The 18,226-nt window shown below is 64.9% G+C and carries 15 protein-coding genes; 12 read left to right on the forward strand and 3 right to left on the reverse strand.

Features of this window, described 5'->3' with window-relative positions:
* Nucleotides 1-653 precede the first annotated feature (653 nt).
* The 11 genes from AAHM38_RS09350 to AAHM38_RS09400 all read left to right on the forward strand — a co-directional run bounded on the left by AAHM38_RS09350 (nucleotide 654) and on the right by AAHM38_RS09400 (nucleotide 14,243).
* Complete coding sequence (locus AAHM38_RS09350) at nucleotides 654-1,079, forward strand: universal stress protein (RefSeq protein ID WP_009239489.1); 426 nt, start codon at nucleotides 654-656, stop codon at nucleotides 1,077-1,079.
* Between the two features lie 487 nt (nucleotides 1,080-1,566).
* Complete coding sequence (locus AAHM38_RS09355) at nucleotides 1,567-2,340, forward strand: TorF family putative porin (protein ID WP_369812434.1); 774 nt, start codon at nucleotides 1,567-1,569, stop codon at nucleotides 2,338-2,340.
* Between the two features lie 31 nt (nucleotides 2,341-2,371).
* Nucleotides 2,372-2,497 (forward strand): hypothetical protein, encoded by a 126-nt coding sequence (locus AAHM38_RS09360; protein ID WP_004628489.1) that lies wholly within the window; start codon nucleotides 2,372-2,374, stop codon nucleotides 2,495-2,497.
* Nucleotides 2,494-2,583, forward strand: a complete 90-nt coding sequence (gene kdpF / locus AAHM38_RS09365) for a K(+)-transporting ATPase subunit F (RefSeq protein WP_004628487.1) — start codon at nucleotides 2,494-2,496, stop codon at nucleotides 2,581-2,583. Before AAHM38_RS09360 ends, kdpF begins: the two co-directional genes overlap by 4 nt.
* Nucleotides 2,584-2,602: 19 nt before the next feature.
* Nucleotides 2,603-4,375 carry a potassium-transporting ATPase subunit KdpA gene (gene kdpA / locus AAHM38_RS09370; RefSeq protein ID WP_015856000.1) on the forward strand — a complete coding sequence of 591 codons (1,773 nt, stop codon included), beginning with the start codon at nucleotides 2,603-2,605 and terminating at the stop codon, nucleotides 4,373-4,375.
* A 40-nt stretch (nucleotides 4,376-4,415) separates the two neighbouring features.
* Nucleotides 4,416-6,641 (forward strand): potassium-transporting ATPase subunit KdpB, encoded by a 2,226-nt coding sequence (kdpB, locus tag AAHM38_RS09375; RefSeq protein WP_015856001.1) that lies wholly within the window; start codon nucleotides 4,416-4,418, stop codon nucleotides 6,639-6,641.
* 15 nt (nucleotides 6,642-6,656) lie between these two features.
* The gene (kdpC, locus tag AAHM38_RS09380) at nucleotides 6,657-7,280 is read left to right on the forward strand and encodes a potassium-transporting ATPase subunit KdpC (protein ID WP_015856002.1); all 624 of its coding nucleotides are present in this window, start codon (nucleotides 6,657-6,659) and stop codon (nucleotides 7,278-7,280) included.
* 156 nt (nucleotides 7,281-7,436) lie between these two features.
* Nucleotides 7,437-10,253, forward strand: a complete 2,817-nt coding sequence (locus AAHM38_RS09385) for a sensor histidine kinase (RefSeq protein WP_015856003.1) — start codon at nucleotides 7,437-7,439, stop codon at nucleotides 10,251-10,253.
* A gap of 137 nt (nucleotides 10,254-10,390) precedes the next feature.
* Nucleotides 10,391-11,197, forward strand: coding sequence for a MetQ/NlpA family ABC transporter substrate-binding protein (locus AAHM38_RS09390; protein ID WP_009239483.1), 807 nt, complete (start codon nucleotides 10,391-10,393; stop codon nucleotides 11,195-11,197).
* Between the two features lie 941 nt (nucleotides 11,198-12,138).
* A complete protein-coding gene (locus tag AAHM38_RS09395; RefSeq protein ID WP_015856004.1) occupies nucleotides 12,139-13,353 on the forward strand; it encodes an EAL domain-containing response regulator in 1,215 nt (404 codons plus the stop codon).
* Nucleotides 13,354-13,595: 242 nt separating this feature from the next.
* The gene (locus tag AAHM38_RS09400; RefSeq protein WP_009239481.1) at nucleotides 13,596-14,243 is read left to right on the forward strand and encodes a response regulator transcription factor; all 648 of its coding nucleotides are present in this window, start codon (nucleotides 13,596-13,598) and stop codon (nucleotides 14,241-14,243) included.
* Between the two features lie 10 nt (nucleotides 14,244-14,253).
* Here the strand turns inward: AAHM38_RS09400 and AAHM38_RS09405 are convergent, their stop codons facing one another.
* Together AAHM38_RS09405 and AAHM38_RS09410 are read right to left on the reverse strand one after the other, a co-directional pair.
* On the reverse strand, nucleotides 14,254-14,994 hold the full coding sequence (locus AAHM38_RS09405) for an aquaporin (RefSeq protein ID WP_015856005.1): 741 nt from the start codon (nucleotides 14,992-14,994) through the stop codon (nucleotides 14,254-14,256).
* Between the two features lie 173 nt (nucleotides 14,995-15,167).
* Entirely contained in the window at nucleotides 15,168-16,634 is a 1,467-nt protein-coding gene (locus tag AAHM38_RS09410) for an MFS transporter (protein ID WP_041668411.1), read from the reverse strand.
* Nucleotides 16,635-16,758: 124 nt separating this feature from the next.
* Between AAHM38_RS09410 and AAHM38_RS09415 the strand changes: the two genes are divergently transcribed.
* Nucleotides 16,759-17,604 (forward strand): helix-turn-helix transcriptional regulator, encoded by an 846-nt coding sequence (locus AAHM38_RS09415; RefSeq protein ID WP_015856007.1) that lies wholly within the window; start codon nucleotides 16,759-16,761, stop codon nucleotides 17,602-17,604.
* A 4-nt stretch (nucleotides 17,605-17,608) separates the two neighbouring features.
* Here the strand turns inward: AAHM38_RS09415 and AAHM38_RS09420 are convergent, their stop codons facing one another.
* Nucleotides 17,609-18,208, reverse strand: a complete 600-nt coding sequence (locus AAHM38_RS09420; RefSeq protein ID WP_015856008.1) for a hydrolase — start codon at nucleotides 18,206-18,208, stop codon at nucleotides 17,609-17,611.
* Between the last annotated feature and the right edge of the window lie 18 nt (nucleotides 18,209-18,226).

Here is an 18,226-nt window from a genome sequence, read left to right on the forward strand (position 1 = left end):
GAGTCATTCCCACGGGTGCGCGCCGAGTTGGATCGCGTTCTAGTCGGCAATCTAAAACAACACCTTTCGCAACGCCACAGATGCATGCCTGGGCTGGCTTGCTGTGATGGTCACCCGCAAACGCGCGGGCAAGGCGTTTACAGGATTTTTCTACAGCCACGCCAAGTCTCTACACGTTTTTAATGGCCGCCTCACTACTCTTGCATTGACTGGACTATGGGGGCGCAGTGCGCTCAATCATCATGACTTTGGCCGCCAGATGGCTACTCGGCGCCGGTGCCGTGCTCGCCCTCGTGATGTTGTTCGTGGTGCTTTACCTGGATGAGCGAAGCGCGTCCCGGCGCTATGGGCGCGCAATCGAGCACCATGAGAAAGGGCTCTCGAACCCTGGGGATCCCTCGTGAAGACTGCCGCTGCCGCTAATCCTGCTGGGCCGACGTCAGCCGACGCCGCGCCCACGGCGCATGCGGTACGCGCGTCCCTTTACACCTTTTTTATGGGCACGGGCCGCAGTCTTTACACCGTCTTTGCGGCGGCGTTCGTATAACACCGACAGGCCGTCACGCTGTTCAAGCGGCCATGCCCCCGGCACTGTGCAGGCAACGACCCGACTCACCCTGCCGCCGGTCGACCAACGTGATCAGGGTTACGCAATGCTCAAGCTTCTCGTCCCCGTTAACGGTTCTCGCCACGCGCTCGACGCGGTTCGCCATGCAGCCTTTCTCTGCCAGGACCGTTGCGCGTCGGACATCGTGCTGCTCAACGTACAGACGCCGATTGAAGGGGGACGCGCCAGCGCCTACCACTCGCTGCAGGCCCTGCGCGAGATTGAGGAACAAAGCGGTGAAGAGGCCCTGCGGCGGGCGCGCGCCATCCTGGACGATGCCGGCGCCCACTACGTTGCCCAGGTCCGGATCGGTCGCGTGGCCGAAACGATCGCGCAAACCGCTGCCGCCAACCAATGCGACATGATCGTCATGGGCTCGGCTGCCCGCTCACCGCTCGGCTCCCTCATGGCCGCCCGGCTGTCCAACCGGTTGATGCGCCTGTCTCGCATTCCGGTGACGCTGGTTCGCTAACCAGTGCGCCCGTATGCAGGATGCTCGTCGTCATGGCGCAGCGTTGCCGCCATCCGCGCGGGGTGCCGGCCAACACGTGCGTAGCCATCAAAGTCGACCGCGCCGGAGCCCGCCGCAATGCGCGTGGCCGTATTCCCCGAAATCCGACAACCAAGACCGGCGCTATCCGCTACGGAATGTCTCGCCTTTGCTCGGAGCTGTATCGCGGCCCGGTGTGTCTGGCTCGCGGGCACCCCTGATACAACTGGGGCAGTGATCGCCCGGGCAATCGACCGTTTTTACACGGCGTTTACACCCCTCCCCTGAAGCTTTATCCCGTTTTTATCCCCGCTTCCCTAATGTTGCACTGCACGCAGGCCCTGTGACGGGAGCCTGTCTGCACGCCGCATCCGGCCCCAGTTGACGCGCATCTGCGCCGGGCCGGGCGGCACCTAAAACAACAAGGGAAAGGTCCATGCAAGCCAACGTTTCTTTGCGCGCCACCGTCATGGGTGGCGTTGTCTTCTGTGCCGCAGCACTGTCGAACGCGGCCGCATTTGCGCAGTCCACTGACGCTGCCCCGGCACCTGTTGCCGCCCCGGCTGCACCTGCCAGCCCGTTGACGGCCAACGTCACGCTGGCCAGCCAGTACCGCTATCGCGGTCTCATGCAGACCAACAACAAGCCTGCCATCCAAGGCGGCGTGGATTACGCGCTGCCCAACGGCTTCTACGTGGGCAACTGGAACTCGTCGATCAGCTGGCTGGGGGATTCCAACCCCAACGTCTCTGCCCCCATCGAGATGGATTTCTACGGCGGCTACAAGACCGAGCTGATGAAGGATGTGCCCATTGATGTGGGCGTGCTGCAGTACTACTACCCGGGCAGCTATCCCGACAGCTACACCCGCCCGCACACCACCGAAGGTTATGCGCAGATCGGCTACGGGCCCGTCACGTTCAAGTATTCGCATGCGTTCTCCAACCTGTTCGGTTTTGCAGATAGCCACCACAGCCAGTACTTCGATCTGTCCGGCAACTTCGACACCGGTTTCTGGGGCCTGACGCTGAACCTGCACGTGGGCTATCAACAAGTGCCGCACCAAGTGGTGCGCACGTCCTATGCCGACTGGAAAGTGGGCGTAACGAAGGATTTTGGTTCGGGCTGGACAGCTTCTTTGAGCTACATCGACACGAATGCATCGCGTCTGGCCTACACCAACACACGTAACAGCTACATGGGCAAGGCAACCGCCCTGCTCGCCGTGACCAAGACGTTCTAACGACCACCACCCGAAGGAAAGGGGAGCGCATATGGACCTCGTTTATCTCGCCGGCCTAGCGGTGCTGGCCCTGGCAGTGGGCGGATTGCTCGCCCTCTCCGGCCGGCTCGCCACCAAAGACCAACCCACCACGCACGCGATGGAGAAACAACAATGACCTGGCTCTATGTGCTGTCCGGGGCCATCACGGTGGTTCTGCTCGTCTACTTGTTCGTGGCCTTGCTCTGGCCCGAACGTTTCTAACAACACTGCGAGGCACACCATGAATGCGTTCCTCCTCCAGCTGGCGATCTATCTGGTCGTGCTGCTGGTTTTGGCCAAACCGCTGGGCGCGTATATGACCGGCGTGTTTGGTGACAAGCCATCGCGCACGCACTGGCTCGGCCCCGTCGAGCGGCTGTTCTATCGCGTGGCCGGCGTCAACCCGAAGGCCGAGATGGGCTGGAAGCACTACGCACTGGCCGTCATCGTCGTCAACGTGCTGGGCGCGCTGGCGGTGTATGCGCTGCAGCGCGCGCAGCAGTGGCTGCCGCTCAACCCGCAGGGCTTTGGTGCGGTCACGCCGGATTCGTCGTTCAACACGGCGGTCAGCTTTGTCACCAACACCAACTGGCAAGGCTATTCGGGCGAAAGCACGATGAGCTATCTCACGCAGATGCTCGGGCTGGCGGTGCAGAACTTCCTGTCTGCGGCGACGGGCATTGCGGTGGTGATTGCGCTCATCCGCGGTTTTGCGCGCCACTCTGCCAACACCATCGGCAACTTTTGGGTCGACTTCACGCGCTCGACGGTCTATGTGCTGCTGCCGTTGTCGATCATCGTGTCGGTGTTCTTTGTCAGCCAGGGCGTCATCCAGAACTTCGATGGCTACAAGGAGGTGACCACCGTCACCGCCACCACGTACGACAACCCGAAGATGGATGCCAACGGCCAGCCGATCAAGGATGCCCAAGGCAACCCCGTCACGGAAAAGGCCACCACGCAAACGCAGACTCTGCCGATGGGTCCGATCGCCTCGCAAGAAGCCATCAAGATGATCGGCACCAATGGCGGCGGCCCGTTCAATGCCAACTCCGCGCACCCGTATGAGAACCCCAACGCGCTGACGAACTTCGTGCAGATGCTGTGCATCTTCATCATCCCGGCGGCGCTGTGCTTTACGTTTGGCGGCATGGTGGGCGATGGCCGGCAAGGCTGGGCCGTGCTGGCTGCGATGACGGTGCTGTTTGTGGTGCTCGCCGTCTTCCTGGCATGGGCTGAGCTGCACGCCAACCCGATGCTCACCAACCTTGGCATCGACCAGACCGTGGGCAATATGGAGGGCAAGGAAACGCGCTTCGGCATCGTGGCCTCGTCGCTGTTTGCCACCATCACCACGGCAGCGTCGTGCGGGGCGGTCAATGCCATGCATGACTCGCTGACCGCGCTGGGCGGCTTTGTGCCGATGTTCCTGATGCAGCTGGGTGAAGTGGTGTTTGGCGGTGTGGGCTCGGGCCTGTACGGCATGCTGGTGTACGCCATCCTGGCCGTGTTCATCGCGGGCCTGATGATCGGCCGCACGCCGGAATACCTCGGCAAGAAGATCGAGGTGTTCGAGATGAAGATGACGTCGATCGCCATCCTCGTCACGCCGCTGCTGGTGCTGGTGGGCACGGCCGTGGCCGTGGTGGTCACGCAGGGCAAGGCGGGCATCTTCAACCCGGGCACGCACGGCTTCTCTGAAGTGCTGTACGCCTTCTCGTCTGCCGCCAACAACAACGGCAGCGCGTTTGCGGGCCTGTCTGCCAACACGCCGTTCTACAACATCGCGCTGGGCATCTGCATGTGGCTGGGCCGCTTCTGGATCATCGTGCCGGTGCTGGCGATGGCAGGCACGTTTGCCGCCAAGAAGCGCCTGCCCGTGACGGCCGGCACGCTGCCCACGCATGGCCCGCTGTTTGTGGTGCTGCTGATCGGCTCGGTGCTGCTGGTGGGCGCGCTCACGTACATCCCGGCGCTCGCGCTAGGCCCCATTGCAGAGCATCTCGCCCGCTAAGCGCACGGCGAGTCGTCTACCCAATATCAACAGGTGCCTTATGGCTATCCGTTATCCCGAATCCGAACCGGCTGTGCGTACGGTCAAGCACAAGCTTGAGCCCACCGCCGGTACTGGTACTGCTGCAGCCGCCGAGCCGCAGGCACGCAGCACGCACACGACGCATACCACGCTGTCCGCCAAGGATGTGCGCAAGCTGTCGATGTTCTCGTCGGCGCTGGTCAAGCCCGCCATTGTCGATAGCTTCCGCAAGCTGTCGCCGCGCGCGCAGGCCAAGAACCCGGTGATGTTTGTCGTCTACGTCGGCAGCATCCTCACCACCATCCTGTGGGTGATGGCGCTGCGCGGCCAGGCCGAAGCGCCGGCGGGCTTCATCCTCGCCGTATCGGTGTGGCTGTGGTTCACGGTGCTGTTTGCCAACTTTGCCGAAGCGCTGGCCGAGGGCCGCAGCAAGCAGCAGGCCGCATCGCTGCGCGGCATCAAGACCACGGTGCAGGCCAAGGTGCTGGCGGATGCCGCCCGCCGTGACCGTGTGGAAGCACGCGCCGCCACCGCGCTGCGCCGTGGCGACATCGTGCTCATCGAAGCCGGCGACATGGTGCCCGGCGACGGCGAGGTGATCGAAGGCGTGGCCTCGGTGGACGAAAGCGCCATCACCGGCGAATCGGCACCGGTCATTCGCGAATCGGGCGGGGATTTCTCGTCCGTGACGGGCGGCACACGCGTGCTGTCGGACTGGATCATCGTGCGCATCACCGCCAACCCCGGCGAGAGCTTTCTCGATCGGATGATCTCGATGGTGGAAGGCGCCAAGCGCCAGAAGACGCCCAACGAACTGGCGCTGACGATCCTGCTGGTGAGCCTGACCATCATCCTGATGCTGGCGACCGTCACGCTGCTGCCGTACTCGATCTTCTCGGTGGATGCGATGAAGGCTGGTTCGCCGATCACGATTACCGTGCTCGTGGCGCTGCTGGTGTGTCTGATCCCGACCACCATCGGCGGGCTGCTCTCCGCCATTGGCGTGGCGGGCATGAGCCGCATGATGCAGGCCAACGTGATCGCCACGTCAGGCCGCGCCGTAGAGGCGGCTGGTGATGTGGATGTGCTGCTGCTCGACAAGACCGGCACGATCACGCACGGCAACCGTCAGGCATCGCGCTTCATCCCGGCGCCGGGCGTGACGGCCAAGCAGTTGGCCGAGGCGGCATGGCTGTCGTCGCTGGCCGATGAAACGCCGGAAGGCCGCAGCATCGTCACGCTCGCGCGCAACCTGGGCGAGGCGTCCATCGATGAAGCGGCGCTGGCGAAGACGCAACCGGTGTACGTCGCCTTCTCTGCGCAAACGCGCATGAGCGGCATCAACGTCTCCCATGCAGGCGACGCCCGTCAGATTCGCAAGGGCGCGGCCGATGCGATTCGCACCCATGTGACGCTGTTGGCCGGCAAGTTTCCCGATGCCGTGTCGACGGCTGTGGATGACGTGGCACGCGCGGGCGGCACGCCGCTGGTGGTGTCCGACAACGACCGCGTGCTCGGCGTGGTGGAACTGAAAGACATCGTAAAGGCCGGCATCCGCGAGCGCTTTGCCGAGCTGCGCCAGATGGGCATCAAGACCGTGATGATCACCGGCGACAACCGTTTGACCGCCGCGTCCATCGCAGCCGAAGCCGGCGTCGATGATTTCATCGCCGAAGCCACGCCCGAGACCAAGCTCGCACTCATCCGCGAACAGCAGGCGCAGGGCCGCCTCGTTGCCATGACCGGTGACGGCACCAACGATGCGCCCGCACTGGCACAGGCCGACGTGGCCGTCGCCATGAACAGCGGAACGCAGGCCGCTAAGGAGGCCGGCAACATGGTCGACCTGGATTCCAGCCCGACCAAGTTGATCCAGATTGTCGAGATCGGCAAGCAGATGCTGATGACGCGCGGCTCGCTCACCACGTTCTCGATCGCCAACGATGTGGCGAAGTACTTCGCGATCATCCCGGCCGCATTTGCGACGACGTATCCGCAGCTTGCCGCGCTGAACGTGATGCACCTGGCCACGCCCGCATCGGCCGTGATGAGCGCCGTGATCTTCAATGCGCTGATCATCGTGTTCCTGATTCCGCTGGCGCTCAAGGGCGTGAAGTACCGCGCGCTTGGCGCTGCCACGCTGCTGCGCCGCAACCTCTTGATCTACGGCCTGGGCGGCCTGCTGCTGCCCTTCCCGGGCATCAAGATCATCGACATGTTCCTGGCCGCGATGGGCTGGGTTTAAGGAAGGAGTGCATTCATGGCAACCACAACTCAAGCGCGTCAACCTGTTCAGGCCGACGTGCCGCAACAAGGTGGGCTGCTGCGTGCGGCGCTGGTGGTGTTTGTTGGGCTGTCGCTCATTACCGGCGTGCTGTATCCGGTGGTGGTGACGGGTATTGGCAAGGCGCTGTTTCCGGCGCAGGCCGGGGGCTCGATCATCGAGCGTCATGGCAAGGCGGTAGGTTCGTCGCTGATTGGGCAGAACTTTGATACGCCCGAGTATTTCTGGGGGCGGATCTCGGCGACTGCGCCGAACCCCTATAACGCGCAGGCGTCAAGCGGATCGAACCTTGGGCCCAGCAACCCGGCGTTGACGGAGGCGGCTAAGGCACGCATTGCGGCGCTTAAGGAAGCGGACCCGACGAACAGTGCGCCGATTCCTGCTGATCTTGTGACGGCATCCGCCAGTGGGCTAGACCCGCAGATCAGTCCGGCTGCTGCGGCGTACCAAGTAGAGCGTGTGGCCAAGGCTCGCCACATGTCGCCTGACCTGGTGAAGAAGGTGGTGGCTGAGAACACCAAGGGGCCGGTGCTTGGGGTGTTTGGCGAGCCGGTCGTCAACGTGTTGGAGCTGAATCTGGCCTTGGATGATTTGAAGTGAGGGTTTTGAGTCGGGCCTTGTTGGTATGTCCCCGGTTTTCGTGCCCTGCCGGGCCCGACTCACTTTCTTTGGCAAGACAAAGAAAGTGAGTCAGCCCCGGCAGGGGATGAAACAAGGGATGCACCACAAGAACAAAAAGCACCCAAAATACAAACCATGCCAGCCGACCAGCGCCCGAACCCCGACCAACTCCTAGCCGAACTTCAATCCGGCAAGGAACAGTCCGCCCGCGGCAAACTCCGCATCTACTTCGGCGCCTCGGCCGGCGTAGGCAAAACCTACGCGATGCTGGCAGCAGCCAAGGCCGCGCGCGCAGCCGGCATCGACGCCATCATCGGCCTGGTCGAAACCCACGGTCGCGCCGAAACCGCCGCGCTGGTCGCCGACCTCGAACGCCTCCCCACCCGCCAGATCGAATACAAGGGCCGCACGTTGCCCGAGTTTGATCTCGATGCCGCGCTGGCGCGAAAGCCCGCACTCATCCTCGTCGATGAACTGGCGCACTCCAACGTGGCGGGCTCGCGCCACCCAAAGCGCTGGCAGGACATTGAGGATTTGCTCGCCGCCGGCATCGATGTCTGGACCACCGTCAACGTGCAGCATCTCGACAGCCTGAACGAGGCGGTGGGCAGCATCACCGGCATCCGCGTGTGGGAAACCGTGCCGGATGCGGTGTTCGATGCGGCCAACGAAGTCATCCTCGTCGACCTGCCGGCCGATGAACTGCTGCGCCGCCTGGCCGAGGGCAAGGTCTACATGCCCGAGCAGGCGCAGCACGCCGCGCGCAATTTCTTCCGCAAGGGCAACCTCATCGCGCTGCGCGAACTCGCCCTGCGCCGCACCGCCGATCGCGTCGACGACGACGTGCAGGCCTACCGCCGCGCGCGTCGCATTGAAAACGTCTGGCGCACGCGCGAAACCGTCGTCGCGTGCCTGGACCCGCAGGGCGATGGCGAACAGGTCATCCGCAGCGCCGCGCGCTTGGCGGCCCAGCTTGAATGCGATTGGCATGCCGTGGCCGTGGTGATGCCGCATCTGCGCGCCGCCGATGCACGCACCGAGCGTTTGCATGCCCTGCTCAAGCTGGCCGAGGACGCCGGTGCCAAGGTGGAGACGCTGGCCGGCACCAACGCCGTCGAGGCGATCACCGGTTATATCCGCCGCCACAACATCACCAAGGCCGTGATCGGGCGGCCGCCGGAGAAGCGCTGGCGATCGGCGCGTGCCGTCGTCGTGGCGCTGCGGCTGGCGATCGGGCTGGAGCGCCGGCTGCCCAGCGGCGACTTTGCCGAGGCCCTGGCGCGGCATTGCCCCGAGGTCGACGTGATCCGTGCCGCGGCGGACCCGGCGCATATTCAGCTCACGCCGCGCGCAGCGGAGGTCGGCCGCGCTGATGTGCGCAGCGAAGCCCAGCGCGCGGCCGATGCACAGGCTGGTTGGCTCAAGCCGGCTTACGTGGCCGCCTGCGTATACGTCGGCATTGCGACGGCGCTGTCCAGCCTGGTGCGGCCGGTGTTCGATCTGGCCAACATCGTCATGCTGTTCCTGGCCGCCGTGGTGGCGGTGGCGATGCGCCACGGGCGGGGTCCGGCAGCGTTGGCGTCGGTGCTGTCGGTGGCGCTGTTCGATTTCTTTTTCGTGCCGCCACGTTTCTCTTTTGCCGTGAGCGACGTGCAGTACCTGCTGACCTTTGGGGTGATGCTGGCGGTCGGCATGCTGGTGGGCCAGTTGACGGCGGGCCTGCGTGAACAGGCCGAGGTGGCGGTGCAGCGCGAGGCGGCGGCGCATGCGTTGTATGAGGCCGCGCGGGAGTTGTCTGCCGCGCTCACGCTGGACCAGATCGTCAGCATCGGCGGGCGCTTCGTCAACGCAACGTTTGGCGGGCGCTGTGCGTTCTTCTTCGTCGGGCTCGATGGGCGGTTGGGCGCACCGCAGGTCGCCAAGCCGGAAGGCAGCACCGATGCACCGTCCGGCATGCCGAATCTTGACCGCGTGCTGGCCGATTGGACGTACCAGCACGGCCAGCCTGCCGGTACGGGCACGCATACGCTGCCGTCTGGCTCGGTGCTGTATCTGCCCTTGAAGGCGCCGATGGCGATTCGCGGTGTGCTGGCCGTGGAGCCGGAAACCTTCCAGGTGCTCGCCCAACCCGACAACCGCCGCCAGATCGACGCCTGCGCCACGCTCATCGCGATTGCCATCGAGCGTGTGCATTACGTGGAAGTCGCCCGCGACGCCTTGGTGCGGATTGAATCGGAGCGGCTGCGCAATTCACTGCTGGCCGCCGTGTCGCACGATTTGCGCACGCCGCTCACGGGCCTGGTGGGGATGGCCGAAACGCTGTTGCGCGCGCAGCCGCCCCTGCCCGCGCTGCAGGCAGAAGCCGCGGCCGCCATCGGGCAGCAGGCCCAGCGTATGCGTACGATGGTCACGAACCTGCTCGACATGGCGCGGCTGCAGAACCAGGACGTCAAGCTGCGGCTGGAGTGGCAATCGGTGGAAGAGTTGGTTGGCGCGGCGCTGCAGGCGATTCCGCTACCCGATCATCGTGTGGTGGTGGATGACCTCGCAGCCCTGCCGCTCATCCGCTGCGACGGGCCGCTGATGGAGCGCGTGCTGTCGAACCTGCTGGAGAACGCGGGCAAATTTGCGCCGGCCGGCACCGAGGTGCGTATCTCTGGCGAGATTGTCCACGACGAAGCACGCGGCAACGAACTCCGCCTGCGTGTGCGCGACCACGGCCCCGGCGTGCCGGCGGGTTCGGTGCAGACCATCTTCGAGAAGTTCACGCGCGGTGAGAAGGAATCGGCTACCACCGGCGTCGGCCTGGGCCTGGCCGTGTGCGAGGCCATCGTGAGTGCGCATCACGGCCGCATCTGGGTGGAGGCGCCGGCTGACGGCGGCGCGTGCTTCGTCGTCGCCCTGCCCGCCGCCGAGCCGCCGCCTCTGGAAGACGCCGAGCCCATCGCCTAGCCTGGCTGCACCGTCGCAGGGCATATGGACATGCCGAAAAAGTCGTTCGGTTACGGATGCCGCTATGACAGGATCACGTCACACGCCCGCTATCCGCGGGCGGATTTCATTCACGACAAGATCCACGAGGTTTCTCCATGTCCCTGTTCTCCCGCCTTGCGCGCGTGGCCGTACCGGCCATCGCCTTTGCCGTCGCCACCGCCGCCAACGCCGATACCAAGCAGATCAAGCTCGGCACCATGAGCGGCCCCGATGCGCAAATCTGGGAAGTCGTTCAGAAGGTCGCCAAGAAGGATGGCCTCGACGTCAAGATCATCGAGTTCAACGACTACGCCCAACCCAACCCCGCGCTCGATTCGGGCGACCTGGACGCCAACGGCTTTCAGCATCAGCCCTTCCTCGACAGCCAGATCCAGGCGCGCCATTACAAGATCGTCAACGTGGGCCTGACCTACGTGGCGCCGATGGGCTTTTACTCGAAGAAGGTCAAGTCGCTCGCGCAGCTGAAGGAAGGTGCCAAGGTCGGTATCCAGAACGATCCGTCCAACGGCAACCGCGCGCTGCTGCTGCTGCAAAAGGTAGGCGTGATCAAGCTGAAGGCGGGTGCCGGCACGAACGGCAACAATGCGACCCCGCGTGATGTGGTCGAGAACCCGAAGAAGATCAAGCTGATCGAGCTGGATTCGGCGCAACTGCCGCGCTCGCTGGATGATCTGGACGCCGCTTCGATCAACACCGACTACGCGGTCAAGAACGGCCTGACGCCCACCAAGGACGCCATCGCACTGGAAGATCGCCAGGGGCCGTACGCCAACCTGATCGCCGTGCGTGAAAAAGACAAGGATCAGCCGTGGGTGAAGACGCTGGTGCGCGCCTACCAATCTGAAGACGTACGCAAGTTCATCGACACGCAGTTCAAGGGCGCGATCCTGCCGGCGTTTTAAGTTCCCACGCTAAGTCAGCGGTTACTTTCGCGAACTGACCCGAGATTGAAGCGCGGCGCGCCGCTGGCTCAGCTTAGCCGGCGGTGCGCCAAGTCATTTGCTGCGATGCAGCAGTGTGTGACGGTTGCAATCGTTTCCGTCACACGTGGTGCGCTGGCAACGCTTGTAGCTTCTCGTTACATTAAGTAGTTCTACGTTATTGCAACGCAACAAACGATTCGCTATAGTAGGAACTGTCTCCTCCACCCTCCTTGGTGGATTGTGGCCCGAGCACCTGGTGCTCGGGCTTTTTTCTTTGGCGCGCGGCTTTTGTTCTTTTTCCGGTCGCCTTGCATCTCGGCCGGTTCCGGCTACCCTGAATTCTTGATTTTTCTGCGCGTTTTGCTCGGCGACGTTGCCCGATAGCAACGAGCGCAGCTTTTTCAAGCGTGCACTTCGAACCGCGCTTCGATCGCCAAAGCGCGTCAGAGCGATGTCTATCCAAAGCGTTGTTTGAATCACCTTGTTGCTGCGAATGTGCGCGTAACGGTGTGCTTTGTGCAGCTAACATCGCGAAATTGCGTCAGTTTTTGTCCTACAAGCCTTTCGGCGAACCCCGGACAGTCTGACAGCACCCCCTCCACTAAACTTCACCTTGCTCTCTCTTTAGAGAGCACTCCCCCCCTTTTGAGCCCGCCCCTGTTGCGGGCTTCATTTTTTTCGGGCACGATTTCTTGCATCCCGACGCTGTCGACACCGGCGCCGGAAGCTCAAAAGGTTGGGGGAATCTCTCAAGGCCCGCGCAGTTAAAAAGCTGCGCGGGCTTTGTTTTTTCTGGCGCCGCGTGCTGACTTCGCCTGACAAGGCCCCCGGGCGGTGATTCAATGGCGGCTGATGGTGCCGGCACACAGCGCAAACGGGATGCGCCTCGGCCCGATACCGACAACAACAAGGACTAGCCGATGGAAGGTTTCGCGCAACTCGCCGTGCTGGTGGTGGATGACCACCCCGTGCAACGGGCTGCCGCCCGGCAACTGCTCCATACGCTGGGCGTGCAGCAGATCCTGACCGCGTGCGACGGCCGCGAGGCGCTCTACCTCCTGCAGCTTTGCCACGTCGATCTGGTGCTGTGCGACATCGACATGCCCGCGATGAACGGTCCCGAACTGATGGAGCAGATGCACTTGCGCGGCGGCCGCATCTTTCCGCGACAGGCGCCCGTGTGGGCGTGGGTCAGTGCGATGGATGCGCCAATCGTCGAGTCGCATGTCAGCCTGGCCGATGCGATCGGGTTGACGCGCACGCGCGGCGTGCAGAAGCCGCTGCGCCCGGCACACGTGCTGCCGCTGCTGGAAGAAGCCGCCGCGCGCGAACGGGACCGGGCGCCTGCCGCAACCGCCGGCTTGCCGCAGTTTTCTGACGACGAACTTGCCGCGCTTATCCACGAAACGCCCGAGCAGATCGAGGTCGTATTCCAGCCCCAGCACGATCTGGCCAGCAACCAGATCGCCGGCGCCGAGGCGCTCTGCCGCTGGATGCACCCGGTGCATGGGCGCGTGTCGCCCGCTGCGTTCGTGCCGCGCCTGGAAGCGCTGGGGCTGGCGGACGGCCTGTTCTTCCACGTGTTGGAGCATTGCGTGCGCGTGCAGCACGCGCTGTCCGCGCATGCGTACCCCGTTTCGATTGGCGTGAATGCGTCTGCGCAGACGCTGAGCCGGGCCGGCACCGTAGACCGCATCGAAGCGATCGTGCGCGGGGCGCGCATTGCGCCGACGGCGATCGCCATCGAACTGACGGAAGACTCGCCCGTGCCTGATGCCGCGCAGCTCACCATTGCGCTCAACCGCTTGCGCCTGCTTGGTCATCCGCTGGCCATCGATGATTTTGGCGTGGGCATTGCCACGCTCAAGCTGCTGGCGGATCTGCCCTTCACCATTCTCAAGATCGATCGCTCTTTTACGGCCGCGGTGGACCAGACCAGCCAGCGCGGCGTGATCTGCCGCACGATGATCGAGCTGGCGCGCGCGCTGCATCTCGAGTGCATCGCCGAAGGGGTGGAAACCGAAGCGCAGCGCCAGACGCTGCGCGCTTTGGGCTGTGCGACCGGGCAAGGCTATCTGTGGGCGGCACCACTGTCTGTCACCGCGTTTCTTGCGCATGTGCAGGCGGTGGCTTAAGGGCGAACGCCACCGCGTCATTCAGTTTTTCTCAACCCAGATAGAAGCAGCTTCTGCCCCGAAAGGTTACGCGGAGCCAAAGTAAGAAAAGTCTGATCCCGCAGGGCATATCCGGTAAGTAAGGTACTGGCTCCTTTCAGCGGCGCTCCTGACTTCCATGACGGCTCCGATCTCTTCCACCCTGTTGCTCGCCGCGCCGGCCATGTCCTCCACGGCGACGCGCCTGACCTGACGGCGAGCGCATGTGCCCTGTCCTCTCGATCGTGCTGGCAGACGATCATCCGGTGATTCTCATGGGGCTGGCAGCGGCCATTGGGCAGTTTCCACAGCAGCAGGTCGTCGCACAGGCACACGATGGGCGCGAGCTGATGCAGGTGCTTGCGCACATCGACTGCAACGTCATCGTTACGGACTACAACCTGGGTGGCGAACCTGCCTTCGATGGCATGCAACTGCTGGCGCGCCTGCGTCAGCAGCATCCCAGGTGCGGCATCGTCGTCTGCACGATGGTCCGCAATCCGGCGCTGTTACGCGCCATGCGGCAGATTGGCGTGGCTTGCATCGTCAGCAAGAACGATGACTTTGTTCATGCCGGACACGCCGTCATGGCGGCCGCGCGCGGCGTGCGCTATGACAGCCCGCGCATTCTGGAAGAGCTGGGCCTCGGTTCCAACGACCGGAATGGGTTCGAGCGGCTGAGCGCACGTGAGCGGGAAGTGCTTCGCCTGTATGCCGCGGGCACGGCCGTGTCGGACATCGCACAGATGCTCGGTTCGAGCGTGAAGACCGTCAGCACACAGAAGGCCGTGGCATTGCGCAAGCTGGGCCTGGTGCGCGAAATCGATCTCTTTCAGTACGCCCGCGCTAGCGGGCTGACAGCGCCCCGCTGAGCGCCGGTCATCAACTTGCCTGGCGATGCCTCGGCACGGCTTGCGCCGGTGCGATGGTGGTGCCGGATGCTTGCGCGGGTGCTGCGTCCACACCCATCAGCCAATTGAACAACGGCGTTGCCAGCAACGCACCGACCAGTTGCGCCAGCATGTAGCCCGGGACATCGCCGGGGCGGATGCCGGAGGGGCCGTCGGTCAGCGCGCAGGCAAGGGCCAACGCGGGGTTGGCCAGCGATGACGACGACGTGAACCAGTATCCGGCCGCGATATAGGCGGCCACCACCAGCGGCAATTGCTGTGGCGCGCGACGGCCGCATGCCATGCCAACCCCGATCAGTCCGAACGTTGCCAGCGCTTCGCTCCACCACAGCGCGGGCCCTGTGGCGGCGTGCGTGCCTGCTGCCCACGCCGGCATGCCGAACATGGCATGCGCGGCTGCCACACCCAGCGCGGCGCCCACGGCCTGTGCAGCCAGATAGGCCAGCGCCTCATGCCCACGCAGACCGCCCCGCAGCAACGCGGAAAGCGTGACCGCCGGGTTCAGGTGCGCCCCCGACACTGGCGCGAACACCGTCAGCAGCGCCAGCAAACCGGCGCCGCCGGCCAGCGATTGCGCCAGCAGCGTCCAGGTGGCATCGCCGCCGGAGAGCCGGCTTGCGTGGATGCCCGTGCCGATCACCACCGCAATCAGCAAGGCCGTACCAAGCCCTTCCGCGACGATGCGGCGAGCCAGGGACGGTGGAGCAGACATGGCCGAAGCCGCGGTACGAAGGTGGGAAACAGTGGCCATGCGGGAAGGAGGCGAGCAATGCCAAGCGCATCGCGCGGGAGTGTGGAATCACCGCTGCGGCCGATCAATGCACACGGGCGCGCTTGTGTCGCGCGCCCGAGTATCGAATGGTGGAAGTGGTTTGATGGTGCGGCTCAGGCCGGACTTACCGCGCCGGCCGCGGCCAGTTGCCGCTGCTGTGCGCCCAGTCGCGCAAAACCCACGGCCGCCGCGCCGAGCGCCGCCAACATGGCGAAGCATCCCGCCATCGTGCCGTGCGCCATGCCGATGGCACCGCCGCCTGCGGCAAACGTGAAATACAGCCCGCCGATACAGGCGACGCCCAGCGCGCCCGCCAACTGCTGCGCGGTAATCAGCAGCCCTGCTGCTGCACCGGCTTGCGTGCGTGCCACGCCGGTCAGCACCAGGCCGATCAACGGGACAACGACCAGGCCTTGCCCCGCGCCGTACAGCGCCACCGCAATGCCGATGCGCGCCATGCTCGGCGTGGCGGGGTGCGCCCACGCCGTGCCGAAACCCGACAGCAGCGTCAGCAGTCCCAGCGCCATCAGGCCGAGGCCTGCCAACAGCGCGCGAACGCCATGGCGCCTCACCAGCGCATTCGCCACCCGCGACGTCATCAGAAAGGTGATGGCCAGCGGCAGGATGGCGACGCCCATGCGCACCGCAGACAGCTGCCGCCCGTTTTGCAGATACAGCGTCAGCACCAGGAAGAAGGCCATCATCCCGATGTAGTGCAGCGCCGATGCCGTCAGGCCGGTTATGAAGGCGCGATGCTGCAGCAAGGTGGGCGGCAGCAGCGGCGTACCGCCAACGCGGTCGACACGGGCCTCGAGCTGCTGGAACGTTGCCATGCCCAGTACGCCTACGACCAGCAGTGCCAGGGTCCACACCGGCCAGTGCAGCTCGCGGCCGAACAGCAGCGGCACCAGCACGGCGGCCACGCTGACGGCCATCCACGCCACGCCGACGGTATCGAGATGCACCTTTGCCGCGTCGGGGCTTGGGTGCGGGATCCAGCGCCCGCCCAGCAGCGCGGCCGTCAGCCCGACCGGTACGTTGATCAGGAAGGCCGCGCGCCAGCCCAGCCCGGCGATGTCGGCGCTGGTGAGTGCGCCGCCCACCAGCAACCCGGCCGCCCCGCCGGTACCCATCACCAGGCCGAAAATCGACAGCGCGCGGTCGCGCTCGGCGCCGGCAAAGAGCGCCTGCACGCTCGCCAGCACCTGCGGCACCATCATCGCGGCGGACAGGCCCTGCGCGAAACGCCATGCGATCAGCGCCGCCGCGCTGCCCGCCAGCCCACAACCGGCCGAGGTGGCGGTAAAAGCGACGAGACCGAGCAGGAACACGCGCCTGCGCCCGAACAGATCGCCCAGACGGCCGCCAGTGATGAGCAGAATCGCGTAGCCAAGCTGGTACACCGCCAGCACGGCCTCCAGTTGCGCGGGTGTGGCATGCAGGCTCGTACGGATGCTCGGAATCGCCACATTGGCGATGAACGCATCGACGATGAACATGAATTGCGCCGTCACCATCACACCAAAGGCAAGCCAGCGGCGGCGTTCCGATACGGAGGAAGCAGAAGAAGGGTGAGTCACGATCGGCTCCGGAAAGAGAGGTGAACGCAGCGTAGGTGCGCGAGCCGATTCGATGCAGAGCTAGGATTAACCTAGGATTAGCTTGTCCCTCCCACCTGCGCATGCCAGCGTGTGTAATACCGCCATGGACGATTTCACCGCCGACCTTGCGCCCTTGCCCGCCGCGCCCCGCAACGAGCTGGGCGAGTTCCTGCGCAGCCGCCGCAGCCATCTGCGTCCGCAGGACGTGGGGCTGCCCGAGGGCAGCGGGCGCCGCCGCACCGCCGGCCTGCGCCGGGAAGAAGTCGCGCAGCTCGCCAACATCAGCATCGATTGGTACGTGCGCATCGAGCAGGGGCGCGACGTGCGGCCTTCCGTGGCGACCATCGAGGCGATCGGGCGGGCGCTGAAGCTGTCTTCGGACGAGCGCGCGCACATGCGGGGCCTGGCGCGTGCCGAATCCGTTTTGACGGGCGCCGGCGCGGGAGCGGCCGGGCGTTCCACGGCCGAGGCGGTGCCGGATGTCTTGCGGCGCGCCGTCGCCGGCATGGTGCTGCCCGCCCACGTGCGCAGCTATCGCACCGAACTGCTGTGCTGGAACGAGGCGACCTCGCAGCTCTTCATGGATTTCGGCACGATGCCGCCGGAAGACCGCAACTCGCTGGTCTACATGTTCCTGTACGCCAATGCGCGCGAGCGTTTTGTCGAGTGGGAAAACGAGGCGCGCAGGATGCTGGCGAAGTTTCGCGCGGTGTACGACCCGCATGCAGATGACCCGGTGCTCGTGGCGCTGGTCGACCGGCTGCGCACCTGCAGCCGCGAGTTCGATACCTGGTGGCGCCAGCACGAAGTGCGCGCCCAGCGTGCAGAACATAAGCTGATCCGCACGCCCGGCGGCCAGGTCGTCCGCTACGACTACATCGGCCTGCCGGTAATGGAAGACCCGCGCCTGCGCATGGTGCTGTACGTGCCCGTCGAGGACGGGGCCTGAACGCTCAGGCCGTCAAGGCCGAGAGGATGGTGCTGGTATCGCGCACGCGGCCCAGTCGCGGGAATACGTTCTCCACCGACGACCGATGCATGGCCGCATCGTTCGAAGTCATCGCATCTTCGGCCAGCACCAGCGCGTAGCCGTGTTCCCACGCGGCGCGCGCGGTCGATTCCACGCCCACATGCGTCGAGATACCGCCCAGCACGATCGTGGTGATGCCGCGACGGCGCAGTTGCAGATCCAGCTCGGTGCCGTAGAACGCGCCCCACTGGCGCTTGGTGATCTGGATGTCAGTGGGTGCGACTTCCAGCTCGGCGGGCTGTTCCCACCATTGCGGCGGCAGACCGCCCGGCTGTGTAGGCGCGGGCCGGTCGACGGGCTGGCGCGGCGCATCGGCGTAGTCCGGCGCCCACCCCACGCGCACCAGCACCACGGGCGCAGCCAGCTCGCGAAAGCGCTTGGCGAGCCTGGCGGACGCACTCAATACCTGCTCGGCCGAGTGCGGCCCCTGGGCAAACGGCAGGATGCCGCGTTGCAGGTCGATCAACACCAGCGCGCTGGTTTTCGCAGACAAGGCAGACAGGGTTTGCAGCGGTTCAGGCATCAGATGCTCCAGGTGAAT

This window comes from Ralstonia sp. OTU4908 (assembly GCF_038440115.1).
GTDB lineage: Bacteria > Pseudomonadota > Gammaproteobacteria > Burkholderiales > Burkholderiaceae > Ralstonia > Ralstonia pickettii.